Genomic DNA, 16,764 nt, shown 5'->3' with positions numbered 1-16,764 from the left:
CGCGATAATTATTGCTTCATGCTGCCAACCATCTCTTCCGGCCGTACCCACTCGTCAAACTGCTCTTCGGTCAGATAGCCGAGCTTCAGCGCTGAGCCTTTGAGCGTCAGCCCTTCTTTATGGGCTTTCTTGGCGATTTCTGCCGCTTTGTCGTAACCGATATGGGTATTCAACGCGGTCACCAGCATCAACGATTCATTCAGCAACTGATCGATGCGCTCACGCACCGGCTCGATGCCCACCGCACAGTGATGGTTGAAGCTGTCCAGACCATCAGCCAGCAAGCGAATTGACTGCAGGAAGTTATGGATCACCATCGGACGGAACACGTTCAACTCGAAGTTGCCCGATGCCCCACCAATGTTCACCGCGACGTCGTTACCCATCACCTGGCAGCACAGCATGGTCAGCGCTTCACACTGCGTTGGGTTCACTTTACCTGGCATGATTGAGCTGCCCGGTTCGTTTTCCGGAATGGCGAGTTCGCCAATCCCGCAACGCGGACCCGATGCCAGCCAGCGCACGTCGTTGGCGATTTTCATCAGTGACGCCGCCAGGCCTTTCAATGCGCCATGTGCATGCACCAGCGCATCGCAGGTTGCCAGCGCTTCAAACTTATTCGGTGCAGTAACGAACGGTTGCTGAGTCAGTTCGGCCAGCGCTTTCGCCACGCGAACCGCATACTCCGGATGGGTATTTAAGCCGGTGCCCACCGCCGTGCCACCCAGCGCCAGTTCAGCGACATGGGGAATGCTGTGTTCGATGTGCTTGAGGTTATGTTCCAGCATCGCGACCCAGCCGGAAATCTCCTGACCCAGCGTCAACGGCGTGGCATCTTGCAGGTGAGTACGACCAATCTTCACGATGTCCTTAAAGGCTTCAGACTTCTCGCTCAGGGTCTTTTTCAGGACATGAATCTGCGGAATCAGCTGCTCCCGCACGGCGATGACCGCAGCCACGTGCATGGCGGTGGGGAACACGTCGTTGGAGCTCTGGCTCTTGTTGACGTCATCGTTTGGGTGCACCAAACGCGACATGCCACGCTCGCCGCCGAGAATTTCACTGGCACGGTTGGCCAGCACTTCGTTCATATTCATGTTGGTCTGAGTACCGGAGCCGGTCTGCCAAATCGCCAGCGGGAACTCGTCACTGTGTTTATCAGCCAGCACTTCGTCAGCGGCTTTCAGGATCGCTTCCGCCCGCTCTGCCGGTAACAGGCCAAGATCGCGGTTCACCTGGGCTGCAGCGCGTTTGGTCAATGCCAACGCATGCACTAATGCGACGGGCATCTTCTCGGTTGAGATACGGAAATGCTCCAGCGAACGCTGGGTTTGTGCCCCCCACAACTTATCTGCCGGTACTTCGATCGGTCCCATTGAATCTTTTTCAATGCGATTCGCTGCCATGACTACGTCTCCTTAGCTCAGATTTGAGGTTTCCGCCCAGGTCGTCTTCCCGCGACGCCGTTGAGCGAGCAAGATTGTCACACACAAGAAATTAACATTATGCGAGCCCATCGCGTTTATTGCACTTGTTGATGTATTTTGTATGGCACTTTCTGCTTTAATAAGCCTATTTACTTACGGTTATTAAGGGTAAACGATGCAAAAAATGAACAATTCGCTGCAAAATTACGCTTGGGGCAGCAAAACTGCGCTGACCGAACTTTACGGCATTGAGAACCCGCAAGGATTACCGATGGCGGAACTGTGGATGGGTGCCCATCCTAAAAGTCCGTCAACCGTTGAGTTCAAGGGTGAAACGCGTTCCCTGCGCGATGTGATCAATGATGACCAGACCGCAGCCTTGGGCGCGGCAGTCGCAGCGCGTTTTGGTGAGTTGCCGTTTTTGTTTAAGGTGCTGTGTGCCGATCAGGCCTTATCGATTCAGGTTCACCCGAGCAAAGCCGCAGCTGAAGAGGGTTTTGCGCGCGAGAATGCTGCCGGTATTCCGATTGGCGCCGCTGAACGCAACTACAAAGATGCGAATCATAAGCCGGAACTGGTGTATGCCCTGACCCCTTTCCAGGCGATGAACGGCTTTCGCGAAATGCACGAGATTGTCTCGCTGCTGGAACCCGTGGCGGGTGCACACCCGCAAATCGCTCACTTCCTTGAGAAACCTGATGAAGTCAGCCTCGCCAAACTGTTCTCCACCCTGCTATCGCTAAATGATGAACCTAAATCACTGGCGTTAGCGGTACTGAAATCGGCGCTCAACTCACGTGGCGGCGAACCCTGGCAGACCATAAAGAGCATTGCGGCCGATTATCCGGACGATACCGGCTTGTTCTCACCGCTGTTGTTAAATGTCATCACTCTGCAGCCCGGCGAAGCCATGTTCCTGTTTGCCGAAACGCCGCACGCTTATTTGAAAGGCGTGGCACTGGAAGTGATGGCGAATTCCGATAACGTACTGCGTGCGGGACTGACACCAAAATTCATCGATATCCCTGAGTTGATGGCGAACCTGAAGTTTGAAGCGAAGCCCGCTGCCACGTTGTTGACGCGGCCTCAGCAAGTGGGAGACACGCTGAACTTCCCGATTCCGGTGGACGATTTTGCCTTTGCCATCCACGCCCTCTCCGCCACACCACAGCCGCTAGCACAACAGAGTGCGGCGCTGCTGTTTTGTATCGAAGGCCAGGCGGTGATTGAGAAGTCAGGTGAGCAACTGCTGTTGAAGCCCGGTGAATCATGCTTCGTTGCTGCCAATGAATCCCCGGTTAATGCCGCAGGCACAGGACGCCTGGCGCGGGTCTATAACGCGCTCAGCTGATCCGGCTGACGATACCAGCATTAACTGCTATTCTTTCAAACTATTACTTTAAAACGCCTGCGGGCGTTTTTCTTCACCGTCGCACCCCATGTAGCGGCGTGCGGACCCAAGGATAAGGACGACTCAGCGATGAAAAAGACCAAGGTTGCCGTAGGTGTGATTGTGGCGCTCGGCGTGATCTGGACAGGTGCGGCCTGGTTTACCGGCAAGCAGCTGGAAAGCCATATGGATCAAATGTTGCAGAACGCCAACACGCAGCTTAATGCCTATGCACCGAACGCTCGCCTGACGCTCAGCTATCAGGATTACCAGCGCGGTATCTTCAGCAGCAAAACTAAGCTGGTGATTCAGGCCAGTTCACAGACCGAAGACAACCCGCTGCTGAAGCCGGGTCAAAGCATCGTGCTGAACGAAACCATCGACCATGGTCCCTTCCCCTTTGCGCAGCTGAAACGCGGCAGCCTGATTCCGAGCATGGCTTCGGTGCATACCGAGCTCGAAAACACCGATGCGGTGAAGAAACTGTTTGAGCTTACCAACGGCAAATCGCTGGTGACCGCTGATACGCGTGTGGGCTACAGCGGTGCCACCGACACCGCACTGGATCTGCTGGCAGTGGATTATAACAACGCGCAGACTGGCGACCGTCTTGCCACCAACGGCGGAACCCTGGAGATCAGCGCAGACAGTAAAGGCGATAAAGTCAGCCTGAACGGTGACTTTTCCAGCATTGCCGTCACCAGCAAAAACCAGATTGAGCAGCCGGTGCTGTTTACCCTTAACGGCCTCAAGCTGAAGGGTGATACTCATCTCAGCCCGGAAGGTGTGCGCGTGGGCGATCAGTCCATCAGCCTGGATAAACTCGACGCCAGCATTAACGGTCAGGAAGGTTTGTCATTGCAGAAGCTGGACACCCAATCCTCCTTCGATAATAAAGACGGCAAAATCGGCGGCGATCTGAATATGAACGTCGGCAACATTAGCTTGCAGAAGCAGCCGTTCGGCGAAGCTAAGCTGGCGATGAAGTTTGCGCAGTTTGATGCGCAAGCGGTGAAAACCTTCTCGGATAGCTACAACGCGCAGATGCAGGCACTGCTGAACCAGCCAGGTTTAGTCGAGGATCCCGTCCGCTATCAGGCTAGCGTGCAGACCATCCTGAAGAATAACCTGCCGACGCTGCTGAAGGGTTCACCTACCGTCAGCATCGCGCCGCTGAGCTGGAAAAACGATAAAGGGGAAAGCACGTTTAACCTCAGCATCGGTTTTAACGATCCCGCCACCGTCACCGGTGAAGCGCAGACGTTGGGCGCGGCAGTGGATCGCGTACTGAAAACGCTGGATGGCAAACTGAACATCAATATGCCAATGGCCACCGAAACGATGCGTCATGTCGGCCTGGCCGAAGGTTATCAGAGCGACGATGCGCAGAAGATGGCGGACCAGCAGGTGAAAGGTCTGGCGGCAATGGGCCAGATGTTCCGTCTGACGCAACAACAGGATGACAACATCACCACCAGCCTGCAGTACGGCAACGGCCAGGTGACGATGAATGGCGACAAGATGTCACTGGAACAGTTCTTGTCTCGCTATATGCTGGGTGCGCAGACCAGCGAAGGGATGCCTGAGTAATCAGAGGATGCAGCGCCGAACCGGCGCTGCTTTCTGGCTGCACCTGAATGCGCCCTTTGCCATCACGCTTCTTCTACTCTCCCCCTCGCACCAACAGTGGCGGCACAATCAAGGTTTGTACTTCAGCTTCCGGCTGTGCCAGACGCTGCAAAATACGCTCTGCGGCTCGCCTTCCTACATCACGCGCTTCACTACTGACAAACGTCAGCGAGGAGTCATACGATTCGCGTTGCGGATCGTCATTAAAGCCGACCAGCGCCAGCTTTTGCGTGAAGTAGCTGTCCACCGCATCTTCGCCCAGCGAACGTCCGCTGTGGATCGCACCAAAATAGCAGCCGAGCGTGGTGCTGGCGTTATGGGCAATGATAGCGGTGATGCGTGGGTGATGATGCAGTAAGTCTTGCGTCAATGACGATACGCTCTGTTGCCGGTCGTCACACTCAATGATCCAGTCCGGGCGGAACGGTAAACCGTATTGCAGCAACGTGGCGCAATAACCGCCAATTCTTTCAGCACGCGTCAGTGAAGACCCCAATCCACCTACCCACGCAATACGCTGATGCCCCTGACGGATCAGATACCCCGTCGCGATGCGTGCGGCCTGGCTGTTGTCTGGACGCAAGGAATCGACTTTGTCGAGGCTGCTGGCCCGCGCGGCGCAGATCAAGGCAATTTGCTGTTCGTGTGCCTGCGCCACCAGCATTTCCGCCTGCGCCACGGCGCCGCCCAACACGATGCCATCGGCCCCTTGCGCCACCAATGAATCGAAACAGCGCTGCAGATTTTGCCCGTGCTGACCACTTTGCGTCAGCACCAGGACTTTGCCCTGCTGTTCCAGCACTTCGCTCAAGCCTGCGGTCATCGCCGCGTAAAAGGGCTGGCTGAGATCGCGCACAATCAAACCTATGACACCACTCTCGCCACCACGCAGGATGGAGGCTGAACGGTTGCGCACGTATCCAAGCTGCTCAATCGCCTGATTAACGCGTTCGGCCGTGGCGGAAGAGATACGACCTTTGCCGGACAGCACCAAAGAGACTGTCGATACCGATACGCCAGCCGCCTGTGCGACATCGTGAATAGTGGTTTTAGGCTGAGACATCCGGTTGCGTTTCCAACAACTGATGAAGAAACAATGAGGTAAAACGTTACACTGATTGACGCAAAAATAAAGCCTGGGATTAGTCACGCTTTGTGACTATAGCCACAAAACTGCTTGGTAAAACGTTTTATCATTCTTTACCTTTATGAAAACTTGTCGCTTTTTAACCAGGAGAGACCATGTCCGCCAGCCGACCCAAAATGTCACTTTGGGAATTTTTCCAGAGTCTGGGTAAAACCTTTATGTTGCCCGTCGCCCTGCTGTCTTTTTGCGGCATTTTGCTTGGGATAGGCAGCTCGCTCAGCAGTCATGATGTCTTGACGCTGATCCCGATGCTCGATCAGCCCTTCCTGCAATATCTGTTTATCTGGAGAGAGATGACTAAAAAACGGATTTGGGATGAAGTAGCTGCGTATCACGGTTTTTGTCAAAGCCTTACCGCAAGACGATTCACTACCTCGCACGTAGTCACATCGTTTTGCGGTAATTTTTTGCCCCATACATGCCCCACTCAAATCTTAGGCCGCCACTTCACATCCAGCGCCATAACAAATCTCTGCCGCTTCGCTAGCTATTAACTAATGCCATCCTATTATCAAAGTGTCGCTTCTACTTCCCTGTACTATCGACAAACTCCGATTGATCATGATTCGCACCCATTGTGCAGCCCGGACGCCTTCTGTGACGGGCTTTTTTATTCCTGGAACTATCACTTCCGAAACGGAACGAAATTCGTTACTCCCCTCCGTAAATTCTTATCATCGATCATTTTATGATCAACCACACAATTGTTGCTATTATAGCGACGTGATACACACAGCAAACGTGATGTTTTACGAAAGAGAATTTCCCATTGAACGAATTTTTACCCGCCTCTGTGCGGGTTTTTTTGTGCATAAGCGGTCACGATCACATCTTTAATTGTGGCAAAGCGCATGATGTATGAAACCAGAAGGTACGATAGTTTCCCCCAAAGATTGCCCGCGCTTCATCTCACTCGCAGCGCGGGCTTTTTTGTTGCTATGGTCTACATTAATTACTGGCGTTAAATGCGAAGGGCTGTGTTTGCAGAGGGCTGAGTGAGATACCTGTTTATACCGGCTTTGACTACTATACTTATCAGTATGATTGTGTTTCTAATGCAGGCACAATGGACTCCCATGCTTTGGTGACTCGACGCATCATTGCAGGCCAACAAAAACTATAAAAGATTACGCTGAACTCTCCGCACAGGCTGAACTCAAGGGCATCCTGTGCTTTTTTTAAGCGTGCTCTGGCTATTTCTAAGGGTAATACTATTCTCAATCGGTTCCCGTTTCCCAATGGGACGCCATCAATTACAGGCAAAACTTTTGCCGCCCGGAACCCATTGCTCCGGGCTTTTTTGAAAACTTTAAATTGGCGATCCATCCTGTTCATGTATTGCGGTAACTTCATGCGTCACCACTCCCACAACGGCCACATCCTCAAGCAGGTCATCTTCCAGAGTCAAACCGTCATCGGTGATAATTCGGCTAGGGTGCAGATAAGCATGCCCCCATTCATAGAGGCCTGACATATCGAGCAGAACAGTATCGCCGTTCTGTGGCCGCCGCTTCTCATCAACGATGCAACTCCGCCCTTTCCACTCTACCAGGTAACATGTGGTGCTGGTTGCCATGACCTTTTGAACCGGCAGCGTCATCTCGCCACTGGCAGGTCCGAATATCGAGTGGTGTATGCCGGAGACAACATTTCCCGCTTCATTGCCCACGCTTTCTGAGTGCCCTGTCCTGCGAACCATAGTTTCCCCTTCCCGCTCTGGTTGAGGCCGTCTACAACGCGCATCAGCGCCTCGCTGTTGGCCTGTGGTTTGTGTTCGTCAAAGAGATTAAGTTGCGACACGCCCTGGCTAAAGAAATCGCCCAGCATAACGCCTGCTTTCATATAGCGGCGGTTATCGAGCCAGATGCGATCTAGCATCTCCATAGCAACCCGGATAATGTCTCGGGTATCGTTTGATGGTGTCATCAGGTTACCCATTGCCTGATTACCATAGTAAATTTCGTTTTCTGCATGCGGGCTGGTCCGTACGAATACCGCTACCTGTCGGCAGAACTGACGTTCTGCGCGTAACTTCTCAGCGGCACGCTCTGCATAAGCACAAATGGCCTGACGCATTTCCATGTAATCGGTAATGCGTGATCCAAAAGAGCGTGAGCAAACGATTTGCTGTTTTGTCGGCGCGAACTCTTCAATCTCAAGGCATTGTTCCCCGCGCAGCTCCCGCACCGTTCTTTCCAAAACCACATTGAAGTGTTTTCGGATGATGTATGTGCTCTGCTCTGAAAGGTCTTTAGCAGTGATAACGCCCATCGCGTTTAACTTCTTGCTGATTCGACGGCCAACGCCCCATACATCCTCAACTGGAACCAGCGCCATGAGTTTCTTTTGTCGATCAATGTTTGACAGGTCAAGCACGCCGCCTGTCTTTGACCACTTCTTTGCAGCATGGTTAGCCAGCTTTGCCAGTGTCTTGGTTGGCGCGATGCCAACACCTACAGTGAGATGCGTTTCCTGCTTGATGCGCGCCCTTACCCGGCGACCAAACTCTTCCAGTGGCTCAATTCGGCTCATTCCCTCAAGCAGCATGAAGGCCTCATCTATCGAGTAGATTTCGACTGCTGGTGCCATCTCTTCAAGCGTAGTCATTACCCTGTTCGACATGTCAGCGTACAACGCATAGTTTGAACTAAAAATCTGCACGCCATGCCGCCGGAATTCGTCCTTAAGCTTGAAGTACGGCGCACCCATAGGCACCTGCAGCTTCTTGGCCTCTGCCGAACGCGCGATGACGCAACCGTCATTATTGGATAAAACGACCACCGGCTTACCCCGCAGGTCAGGACGAAATACCGTCTCACAGCTAGCGTAGAATGAGTTCACATCAACCAGAGCAAACATCACATGCCGCCGTTAGGGTTGAAAACCTGAAACACTCGCTCATCACCATTTGTAGGTGATATGTCTCGAAACGTGGTTGTGTGCGTCTCGATCCACTTATTGGCATCACGCAGGGAATACTCCCACTTGTAGCGTTTGAGCACGGTAACAAAGTCGATGGTACTGATAGTGAATCGCCCTTCGGCATCACGCTTTATCGCCTGCCTGAAGGCCATCATGATTTCGTAGTCGCGGGGCATAATCATTCCTCCTTAAAATTACTGTATATGCATACAGTATTATTTGTCAGGAGAAGCCGATCAAGATGCTGTGGGTGTGGTTTTTGTAAAGTCGTTGGCTGGTATGGGAATTTTGTTACTATAGAGTATTTATGGATGGAAAATGAACGGGGTAAACCACCCCATATCGTTACCAGAAGCCTTTCTTGAGGTGTTGTCTAGCATGATCATCTAACCTTTGTATGGATTAAAAAAGAATAAAAATTACCTCTGTGTTTTCTTGACTGACTATCCAGGACGACTTCATGAACAAAGATAACAACTTGCTTTATCTTAAGGTCACGCGGGAGTTGAAGGACGCCCTAAAGAGGCGCTCAAGAGTAAACGGCAGGTCTATGAACGATGAGGCCGCACGGATTTTGGGAGATGTACTTATGGGTAACACCCTGTCCGAGCAGGATCTTAAAGACAAGATCAAGCTATCTGTGGACAGGGCAATTGAGGATGCATTTAAAGGGAATGCATAGTTTGCTTATTATATTTTCGACAATTCCACCTCACCTGCCATGAGCTTTATCCTAATAATTTTTTTCATATTCTTGATAATGAGCATTTCGGATGACAGAATCCTGACACTTTCACTCTGGATGTAATCATGGTTAAAATTTTTGCTCGATACGTCACCATTGGCGTGATCAATACCGCTATTCACTGGATTACCTTTGCTATATGCGTAGAGAATGGACAGCCTCAGTCGCTATCGAATTTCATCGCATTTTGCGTTGCAGTCACATTTTCTTTCTTCGCCAACGCAAGGTGGACTTTCAGCGCGGAAGCCACGACGTTCCGTTACATGATGTATGTGTTTTTTATGGGCATGGTCGCCGTCATGATTGGTTCGTATGCCGATCGGCTTAAGGTATCGCCGGTGGCGACGCTCGTTGTTTTTTCGGCTATTAGCCTGATATGTGGATTTCTTTATTCCAAATATGTAGTTTTCAGGGAAAGAAAAAATAAATGAAAATATCTCTGGTTGTTCCCGTCTTCAATGAAGAGGAAGCGGTGCCTATTTTCTATCAGGAAGTACGCCGCGAACTGGCTGATTTTGAAGTTGAAGTGGTTTTCATAAATGACGGCAGCAAAGACGGAACGGAAAGCATTATCAATGCGCTGGCCGCCTCCGATCCCTTGGTTAAGTCTCTTTCATTTACGAGGAATTTCGGCAAAGAGCCAGCCCTGTTCGCCGGATTAGAGCATGCTACCGGCGATGCAATCATTCCAATAGACGTTGATTTGCAGGACCCCATCAGCGTAATCCCCAGGCTCATTGAGAAATGGATGGAAGGCGCTGACGTGGTGCTTGCAAAGCGCACCGATCGCAGCACAGACGGTCATCTGAAGAGAAAAACAGCTGAGTGGTTTTATAGCCTTCATAACAAAATAAGCTATCCAAATATTGAAGAGAATGTTGGTGACTTCAGGCTGATGTCCAGAGAGACAGTGGAAAACATTAAGCTCATGCCTGAGCGCAACCTTTTCATGAAAGGCATTCTGTCATGGGTTGGTGGCCGGGTTGAAGTGGTTGAGTACTCCCGGGCAGAACGAGTGGCAGGAATTTCTAAATTCAATGGCTGGAAGTTGTGGAATTTGGCTCTTGAGGGAATAACGTCTTTCTCTACGTTTCCACTTCGCGTGTGGACATACATTGGATTCATTGTCGCAGGATTATCATTCCTGTATGGAATTTGGATGATTGTCGACAAGATTTTTTGGGGTAATCCAGTGGCAGGCTATCCTTCGATTCTGGTATCAATTCTGTTTCTTGGCGGGGTACAGCTGATTGGGATTGGCGTGCTGGGTGAGTATATAGGCAGGATTTATATTGAAACTAAGCGCCGCCCAAAATATATAAAAAAGGGTAAGTAATGTTTAAAAATAACTCTGGAATGGCAATGACAAGCAGTGTCTTACTTGGCATTATTCTTTTCTGTGTCGTATACGGGATTAAAATAGTAGATCCATCAAATATTTCATGGCTAACTAACTCAGATACTTACCAGGCTTATATGGGATGGGAGTTCTTTAGAAACTCTCCATGGACCTTCCCTGTGATCGGTCTATCTCCAAACTACGGAATCATGGTGAGCAGCTCGATAGTTTATACAGATTCCAACCCGCTTCTTGCATTAGCATTCAAAATCTTCAGTTCATTACTACCTGAGAAATTTCAGTATTTTGGAATTTGGATATTATCCTGCTGCATCCTTAATTCAGTTTTCCTTTGGAGAATCATTTCAAGATTCACTCAGAGCTACGTCATAATACTAATTTCGGTTTGTTTAGTACTACTTTATCCAACATGGTTAAACCGAATTGGACATTTGAACCTTATGGCGCATTTTTTGATATTAGCGGCCATAGACTTATCTTTAGACAAAAACAACGAGAAAAAGCCGCTCAAATGGAGTGTGTTATTACTCCTTGCCTGTTCAATTCATTTCTATATTGCAATGATGGCATACGTCCTTTGGGCTGGTAACATCATTACCAGACTCATTATTAAGTCTAATCCTAAGAATTTGTTAGCAGAGATTTTCTTAATTCTGTCAGTCAGCCTATTATGGATGTATATACTAGGTTATTTTACAGTCCATGGCGTTTCAGGAACCAATGAGTTCGGCTCATATGCTAACAATCTTCTCTCCCCGTTCATACCTAACGGATGGTCACGCCTCCTTAATGACGTAGTTACTCTTAATTTAGGATTTGAGGGCTTTAACTATTGGGGTCTAGGTATTGTTATACTTTTCGCTTATCACTTAAAGAGCCTTCCTTCATATATTTTTAAAATTAAAAGTAGCCCTGTAAAAATAGGATTAGCATGTTCCGCGACGGCATTAATTTTGATTTCAACAACCAATAGCATTCATATTGGGTCACACACCACGTTTATTCCGATTCCGATTTTTTTGATTGAGTCTCTGTCTGTTTTTCGTGCATCCGCTAGATTTTTCTGGCCCGTTTCCTATATTATATTTATTTACCTGATACACGTAACCATTAAGGAAAACAAAACAAGAAAGGCAGCTCTAATTTTAGGTTTGGTTCTTATTGTGCAGGCCCTCGATACTAGCATTGGATATAGTAAAAGAAGATTTTATTTTTTCCAGCACAATGAATCCGAATTGAGCTTTAATCATGAATTCTGGGGCACTCAACTGAAAACCCATAAATCAATTGAGTTGGTTCCGTTCAGTAATCAGTCGAAGGAGTGGGCCAAGTTAACATCCATAGCTAACACATATAAAACTCCAACAAATGCAGTATATCTTGCTAGAATTGGCAGCAAAGAATCACTTGAAATGAACATAAAGAATATTGGTTCTTTATACTCAGGAGATTACAACCAATCAACCTTATACATTTTAAATGAAGAAATCATCAATGACATTAAACTTAAAAGCAATGATGCGATCTATAAAGTTGACGGGATGTATTTGCTGTCTCCTGGAATGATTGACTGCAATTATTGCAGCAAGGTTTCTACAAAACTTTCACAAAAAAAATATTTGTTAATTGACGGGTGGGCGCAACCTGAAAACGATGGAGTTTGGACTTATGGGAAGGATAGCGCAATTCTCATCCAGAGCTATGGAGCAAAAAGCAAAATAAAAATAAGCTATTTTACTTACACATCGAAAAAACACCCGACACAGGAAGTTTCATTCGAAGTTAACGGCAAGGTATTAAAAAGCATTAAAACCTCTGGTGAAGGCAGTGTGGAGCTAGAATGGGATAATGTATCTAATAAAGGGTTTGAGATATTAAAAATCCACTCCCCACATGCCATATCGCCTAAAGAGGATGGAGTAAGCGGGGACGCGAGACAATTGTCAATTAAGATGAAGTCTCTAACATTTCTCAATTAAGATCGTTAAAATAGACCCTCCTCCGGGAGGGTCTATTCAGGAGCTGTCTATCCTAATAAAGATTTTAACCAAACATCGAAAAAACTTTATCAGGATGGCTTTGTCGGCCAGGTGATATCAGGCGCTTTTGATGTATCAATGGCCTGTACCGCCTGCGCGTACTTCATCCATGTGATAAGCGTGGCCTTATCATCATCAGTGATAATTCCCAGCGTCAGCTGCGTCTGCCAAATCTGGGTCTCATCATTAATATCCTGCAGCAGGCTCTTTTGCGTTTGTACAGCAGCAGCAACTGATTCATCCTTGGTGGGTGCAGGAATGTCTACCCATACCGGACGACCGGCACTGTCACCGAGTTGTTTATCGTCAGGTGGATTTTGCTTCCAGAAGGTTTTTTTCTCTTCGTCTGTAAGCAAAACCGCATCAGTGGGCCAGTTTTCATCATCATAAGTGCCATCATCCTTCCATGCCTGCGGAATGAAGCTCGCCAGTGATGCTGAAAAATATACGCCATCTTCCATTTTATTCTCCAGATTAGTAGCCAAGTGCGATCCAGTTCCAGGATGTGCCGCTGTCAGCGGCTGTGCCAGTGGATTTAGCAGCATAAAGGTTGAAGTAAGCAGTGTTCATAGCACCTACAGCAGGGAAGGCTATTGGTGCCGCACTGCCTAAGTTACAGGCAATCGCCATCACACAGGCCGTAGGGAAATTTGTGGCGAACCCCACTGCAATGCTGTTTCCAGAGGAAATCGCAATTTGTCCCCACTGGATTATCAACCCTCCAGCTACGTCCGGTATGCGGATATAATCTTTGCTCCCAAATGACCGCTTACTGAACAAACTCATTACTGCCGCAACTGATGGCAGTAACGAAGTGCTAGTGCCAGTCGCCATTTGTGCGTTTGTGGCCACACCAAGCAATGCAGCAGCTCCTATCTGGCCTAAGTTCACAGCGTGATTGCCTTGACTTGCAGCAGCCACAGGTAAAGCACCACCACTATTTCCGCATAACACCCACGCGGTCAGCGTGCTGTTCCACTCAACCTCAATCAGGCCATTAGCAACGATCTCTCCGCCCTGTAGAGCTTGGTTAGCATGTGAATAAAGTGGATATGCAGAGCCGCCATTTACTGCGAGTGTAGACGCGCCAGAGTTAGCCGTTTTTGCTTTGAAGGTGACGCGCATGCCGTCCGCCAGCGTTGGCAGCGCAGGAACGAATGATGCCACGTAGGCGTTGGCCGCACCGGTGTCAGGGGCATAGGTCATCGTGCCCTGCTGAACGGCTGAGAAAATACCGGCCGCAGGCAGGAATGGCGCATTAGCAGCCACCGAGATATTCGATGCGGTGATGGTTGTTGCACCCTGAGCGACCGTGATGACCCATGCTGCTGTGTATCCTGTATCAACTGCTGGCGGGGTCTGCGTGCCGGTGGTTGCTGCAACGCCTGCCTTCAATGCAACCGTACATACCCCTGAGCGAACCGTATTCTGCGCGGTACCGGCGTTATTTGGTCCACTGTATGCTACGGATGGGTTGGCGGCATTGTAGTAAGGAAGAACGGTTGCCCCGGAGTCAGTATCACTGTATGTAATCTGGATCAGGTAGTTGATGCTCTGCCCAGCCGTAGTGGGTGCTGTCAGCGTAAAGGCCGAGGAGCCAAGGATAACGCCCTGCTTCAGGATAGTGTTAGTTGTATCAGCCGCCAGTGAAGAATAGGCGGTACTGTCAACATTCTGCAGGCTGTAAATCTGACCTTTGGCCACGTTCACCACCATTGAGGCAGGTGATGATGGCGTACAGGCAAGACCATGCAGGTACGTATTTGAGCCCATCAGGGCGGCGGCAAGTTTTGCCAGCCCCATCATGGCGTACTTGTTGGTGTTAAGCAGGTCAGTTTCGAGCGGAATAGCGCCCGGATAAACGATTTGACGATCCATTTATGGTTCCCAATAAAAAGGCCACCGCAATGGGTGGCCCTAGTGAGGATGGAGAATTGAGGTTTGTTTACTGCAATCGAACCCAGACGAGAGTGCCTTCCATTTTCACTGCCGCTATGGCTTCGTAGACCTGTGCATCAGTAACACTTCCGGTGATCATGCTTTGCGATGCGTACTCACCACGCGAGGCCACGCTGTAGCCAGATGGTGTGGATGAGTAACCTGCAATATAGGGAATACCTGAGCCTGACGGGCGATAGGCAGTAACGAATGCCTGATAGGGCAGCATCATCGAGCCATAGCCCCCCGCAACGCCATAACCAATCATGGGGCCGCCGTATGAACCGGTATCCAGCGGTCTCTGCGGCTCAAATATATAAGGCGTCTTGCCGGTCATATCCTCCAGAATATCTATGATTGCCTGCCGGGTGCCGCGCTCCCTGAACAGGTTTATTTTCATCTGATTCCTGAAGAGTTCATCCGATTGTCCTGCCGACCGCTGAAGGTTTTTACCGAAGAAGTCATACGCAGCAATATCCAGCCAGCAATCCGTGGCGGTGCTGATTCGCACCTGGAGCTTCGCATAAAGATACAGTGAATAGCACCACGCCAGCGCGCTGGAGCAGGCAGTGAGAGCGCCAGTCAGGACAGGATTGCTGTCACCAAACCAGGTGGGTGGCAGAAGCCCTTTAAGGCGCGTGTAAATGTCGTTCTGATCGCCTGTCGCCATTTAGCTCACCGAAATTGTGCCAGCGCGTATCACCTGCTTACCAGTAGCGGCAATATCCGCTGTCGCGCCGTTGAGGGTTACAGAAGAGACGTTAGTCACAAGAGAACTGGCGCCATATGCAATGTTGGATAACTTCGAGTACGGCAACAGCTGACCGAGCGAAAGGCTGGCGATGTATTCCTGAATCGCCGCCTGCACCATTGCTACAATCGTTGCGTGATTTCCGGATGAATCAGTGGTAATCACCATAACGACGTTCGCGGTAACAACCGTTGGCGGGAAGACGCCGAAGGTGATTGTGAAGCCCCTCACCGCGTCAATGGCCGCATACGCCTGGCTGATAAACGTGCTCGAAGGTGTGCCGCTTCCGTCATCAACTACCGCATAAAAGTAGCCCGGTTGAGCGGTACCGTTATATGCGTAATTTTCGGTCAGCGTATAGGTGACGCCGCTTTGCATGCTGCTCAATGCGTAACCAATCGCGGCTTTAGTTGCTTTTGAAAGTGAGGCTATCCAGAGTACGAAACGGGCCCGGAAATCATCATCTGACTCGGCATCCTCTCCGTTCACGAAAGTGGTGCTGTTCGTCACTGTGTCCACATACTGGATTGAGCCAGAGATAATCGTGATGGTGCCAGCCTGTGCATTACCCGCCGCACCGGCGGTATCTGCCTGTACAGGGACTGACAGTGAACTCACCCCGGCGACAATCACGTATCCGGACTGTGTGGAGTCGTAAGCTGTGTTGGTCGTGTCTGCAATGACCGAATAAGCCTGGCTACCGTCTGTAGTGGTCACGCCCGACCCGACAGGAATCAGCGCCTGATTGGTTGCCGTAAACCGGCTGAATGTAGCCTGACCCGTCGCCTGCACTGCTGACAGGCGCGTAAAGCTGAAATCAGCCATCCACGAATCCAGATCGTCGCCAGAGCAAGTGGCCGCACGGGTCACTACCAGAAGATTCACTATAAGCTGCTGAATCCACATCGCGACGCCAGCATTCGATTCAGACAGCGCGAGCAGAATGCTGCCGATAGCCAGATCGACGAGACCTGCAGCTTTAGCCTGCATTGCAGTGACCTGATCGCTGACCAGTGTGGCGAAAGTTTTAGTATTGAGTGATGCCACTTATTACCTCGTTACGTCAAAGCTGAGAGTTTCCGGTGTGCCGGAGGTGGCGTCGGTATATTTCACCGACACGCTGACCCCGCCCTCGATGAGTGCCAGTCTGACAGATGGCGCAGGGCTTGATGCGACCGCTTCCTCAAGCAGCATCTGGCCGCTGATAAGCGCCTTCCATTCGTTGAGATTGACGTTTTGCCCGACTTTCTGCCCCAGCCCCGCGCCGTAATCCGGATGGAAAACGTATTCACCGGGATTGGTCATCAGGCGGCGCAGTATTCGCTGCTTTCCTCTTTCCGTGCCGGTAACAGGCCGCAGGTCGCCCGCAGGCGAGGTGCTTAGGTCACCGCCCGTATAGTGGTAAATGTCGTACAT

16 protein-coding genes and 1 pseudogene are annotated in these 16,764 nt (G+C 50.1%); 7 read left to right on the top strand and 10 right to left on the bottom strand.

Features of this window, described 5'->3' with window-relative positions; translation table 11 throughout:
- Positions 1–8: 8 nt before the first annotated feature.
- A complete protein-coding gene (gene fumC, locus VH86_RS04195; RefSeq protein ID WP_045832009.1) occupies positions 9–1,406 on the bottom strand; it encodes a class II fumarate hydratase in 1,398 nt (465 codons plus the stop codon).
- A gap of 196 nt (positions 1,407–1,602) precedes the next feature.
- On the opposite strand from fumC, the gene manA reads away from it, so the two are divergent.
- Positions 1,603–2,778: a mannose-6-phosphate isomerase gene (gene manA, locus VH86_RS04190; protein WP_045832008.1), complete on the top strand. Its 1,176-nt coding sequence runs from the start codon at positions 1,603–1,605 to the stop codon at positions 2,776–2,778.
- Positions 2,779–2,907: 129 nt separating this feature from the next.
- Positions 2,908–4,407: a YdgA family protein gene (locus VH86_RS04185; RefSeq protein ID WP_045832007.1), complete on the top strand. Its 1,500-nt coding sequence runs from the start codon at positions 2,908–2,910 to the stop codon at positions 4,405–4,407.
- 73 nt (positions 4,408–4,480) lie between these two features.
- Here the strand turns inward: VH86_RS04185 and malI are convergent, their stop codons facing one another.
- On the bottom strand, positions 4,481–5,509 hold the full coding sequence (malI, locus tag VH86_RS04180) for a Mal regulon transcriptional regulator MalI (protein ID WP_045832006.1): 1,029 nt from the start codon (positions 5,507–5,509) through the stop codon (positions 4,481–4,483).
- A 110-nt stretch (positions 5,510–5,619) separates the two neighbouring features.
- Here malI and VH86_RS26320 point away from each other — a divergent pair.
- Positions 5,620–5,880 (top strand): annotated as a pseudogene (locus tag VH86_RS26320) (PTS sugar transporter subunit IIBC); the annotation flags it as partial.
- Between the two features lie 1,022 nt (positions 5,881–6,902).
- Here the strand turns inward: VH86_RS26320 and VH86_RS04170 are convergent.
- Genes VH86_RS04170 through VH86_RS04160 form a run of 3 tightly spaced genes read right to left on the bottom strand, consistent with a single transcriptional unit; the run spans position 6,903 to position 8,691 of the window.
- The gene (locus VH86_RS04170) at positions 6,903–7,193 is read right to left on the bottom strand and encodes a hypothetical protein (RefSeq protein WP_052696538.1); all 291 of its coding nucleotides are present in this window, start codon (positions 7,191–7,193) and stop codon (positions 6,903–6,905) included.
- On the bottom strand, positions 7,190–8,452 hold the full coding sequence (umuC, locus tag VH86_RS04165; protein ID WP_045832004.1) for a translesion error-prone DNA polymerase V subunit UmuC: 1,263 nt from the start codon (positions 8,450–8,452) through the stop codon (positions 7,190–7,192). Before umuC ends, VH86_RS04170 begins: the two co-directional genes overlap by 4 nt.
- Positions 8,452–8,691 (bottom strand): hypothetical protein, encoded by a 240-nt coding sequence (locus tag VH86_RS04160; protein ID WP_045832003.1) that lies wholly within the window; start codon positions 8,689–8,691, stop codon positions 8,452–8,454. Before VH86_RS04160 ends, umuC begins: the two co-directional genes overlap by 1 nt.
- A gap of 284 nt (positions 8,692–8,975) precedes the next feature.
- Here VH86_RS04160 and VH86_RS04155 point away from each other — a divergent pair, with 284 nt between their 5' ends.
- The 4 genes from VH86_RS04155 to VH86_RS04140 all read left to right on the top strand — a co-directional run bounded on the left by VH86_RS04155 (position 8,976) and on the right by VH86_RS04140 (position 12,599).
- Positions 8,976–9,197 carry an Arc family DNA-binding protein gene (locus VH86_RS04155; RefSeq protein ID WP_045832002.1) on the top strand — a complete coding sequence of 74 codons (222 nt, stop codon included), beginning with the start codon at positions 8,976–8,978 and terminating at the stop codon, positions 9,195–9,197.
- A 128-nt stretch (positions 9,198–9,325) separates the two neighbouring features.
- Positions 9,326–9,691 carry a GtrA family protein gene (locus VH86_RS04150; protein ID WP_045832001.1) on the top strand — a complete coding sequence of 122 codons (366 nt, stop codon included), beginning with the start codon at positions 9,326–9,328 and terminating at the stop codon, positions 9,689–9,691.
- Positions 9,688–10,596 carry a glycosyltransferase family 2 protein gene (locus VH86_RS04145; RefSeq protein WP_045832000.1) on the top strand — a complete coding sequence of 303 codons (909 nt, stop codon included), beginning with the start codon at positions 9,688–9,690 and terminating at the stop codon, positions 10,594–10,596. Before VH86_RS04150 ends, VH86_RS04145 begins: the two co-directional genes overlap by 4 nt.
- On the top strand, positions 10,596–12,599 hold the full coding sequence (locus VH86_RS04140; RefSeq protein WP_045831999.1) for a DUF6311 domain-containing protein: 2,004 nt from the start codon (positions 10,596–10,598) through the stop codon (positions 12,597–12,599). Before VH86_RS04145 ends, VH86_RS04140 begins: the two co-directional genes overlap by 1 nt.
- Before the next feature lie 89 nt (positions 12,600–12,688).
- On the opposite strand, the gene VH86_RS04135 is transcribed toward VH86_RS04140, so the two are convergent.
- The 5 genes from VH86_RS04135 to VH86_RS04110 all read right to left on the bottom strand — a co-directional run bounded on the left by VH86_RS04135 (position 12,689) and on the right by VH86_RS04110 (position 16,764).
- Positions 12,689–13,120: a tail assembly chaperone gene (locus VH86_RS04135; RefSeq protein ID WP_045831998.1), complete on the bottom strand. Its 432-nt coding sequence runs from the start codon at positions 13,118–13,120 to the stop codon at positions 12,689–12,691.
- A 13-nt stretch (positions 13,121–13,133) separates the two neighbouring features.
- Positions 13,134–14,537, bottom strand: a complete 1,404-nt coding sequence (locus VH86_RS26050) for a hypothetical protein (protein ID WP_052696536.1) — start codon at positions 14,535–14,537, stop codon at positions 13,134–13,136.
- A gap of 67 nt (positions 14,538–14,604) precedes the next feature.
- Entirely contained in the window at positions 14,605–15,267 is a 663-nt protein-coding gene (locus tag VH86_RS04120; RefSeq protein WP_045831997.1) for a hypothetical protein, read from the bottom strand.
- Positions 15,268–16,395, bottom strand: a complete 1,128-nt coding sequence (locus VH86_RS04115) for a baseplate J/gp47 family protein (protein WP_045831996.1) — start codon at positions 16,393–16,395, stop codon at positions 15,268–15,270.
- A 3-nt stretch (positions 16,396–16,398) separates the two neighbouring features.
- Positions 16,399–16,764 (bottom strand): hypothetical protein, encoded by a 366-nt coding sequence (locus VH86_RS04110; RefSeq protein WP_045831995.1) that lies wholly within the window; start codon positions 16,762–16,764, stop codon positions 16,399–16,401.

The organism is Pantoea sp. BL1 (assembly GCF_000963985.1).
Taxonomy (GTDB): Bacteria; Pseudomonadota; Gammaproteobacteria; order Enterobacterales; family Enterobacteriaceae; genus Pantoea; species Pantoea rwandensis_B.
The sequence above is the reverse complement of the archived record's forward strand: the minus strand, read 5'-3'. Positions and strand labels throughout refer to the sequence as shown.

Excerpts from the sequence above, each read along its gene's own strand:
- fumC (WP_045832009.1), bottom strand. The coding sequence starts at position 1,406 with ATGGCAGCGAATCGCATTGAAAAAGATTCAATGGGACCGATCGAAGTA.
- manA (WP_045832008.1), top strand. The coding sequence starts at position 1,603 with ATGCAAAAAATGAACAATTCGCTGCAAAATTACGCTTGGGGCAGCAAA.
- VH86_RS04185 (WP_045832007.1), top strand. The coding sequence starts at position 2,908 with ATGAAAAAGACCAAGGTTGCCGTAGGTGTGATTGTGGCGCTCGGCGTG.
- malI (WP_045832006.1), bottom strand. The coding sequence starts at position 5,509 with ATGTCTCAGCCTAAAACCACTATTCACGATGTCGCACAGGCGGCTGGC.
- VH86_RS04170 (WP_052696538.1), bottom strand. The coding sequence starts at position 7,193 with ATGACGCTGCCGGTTCAAAAGGTCATGGCAACCAGCACCACATGTTAC.
- umuC (WP_045832004.1), bottom strand. The coding sequence starts at position 8,452 with ATGTTTGCTCTGGTTGATGTGAACTCATTCTACGCTAGCTGTGAGACG.
- VH86_RS04160 (WP_045832003.1), bottom strand. The coding sequence starts at position 8,691 with ATGCCCCGCGACTACGAAATCATGATGGCCTTCAGGCAGGCGATAAAG.
- VH86_RS04155 (WP_045832002.1), top strand. The coding sequence starts at position 8,976 with ATGAACAAAGATAACAACTTGCTTTATCTTAAGGTCACGCGGGAGTTG.
- VH86_RS04150 (WP_045832001.1), top strand. The coding sequence starts at position 9,326 with ATGGTTAAAATTTTTGCTCGATACGTCACCATTGGCGTGATCAATACC.
- VH86_RS04145 (WP_045832000.1), top strand. The coding sequence starts at position 9,688 with ATGAAAATATCTCTGGTTGTTCCCGTCTTCAATGAAGAGGAAGCGGTG.
- VH86_RS04140 (WP_045831999.1), top strand. The coding sequence starts at position 10,596 with ATGTTTAAAAATAACTCTGGAATGGCAATGACAAGCAGTGTCTTACTT.
- VH86_RS04135 (WP_045831998.1), bottom strand. The coding sequence starts at position 13,120 with ATGGAAGATGGCGTATATTTTTCAGCATCACTGGCGAGCTTCATTCCG.
- VH86_RS26050 (WP_052696536.1), bottom strand. The coding sequence starts at position 14,537 with ATGGATCGTCAAATCGTTTATCCGGGCGCTATTCCGCTCGAAACTGAC.
- VH86_RS04120 (WP_045831997.1), bottom strand. The coding sequence starts at position 15,267 with ATGGCGACAGGCGATCAGAACGACATTTACACGCGCCTTAAAGGGCTT.
- VH86_RS04110 (WP_045831995.1), bottom strand. The coding sequence starts at position 16,764 with ATGTACGACATTTACCACTATACGGGCGGTGACCTAAGCACCTCGCCT.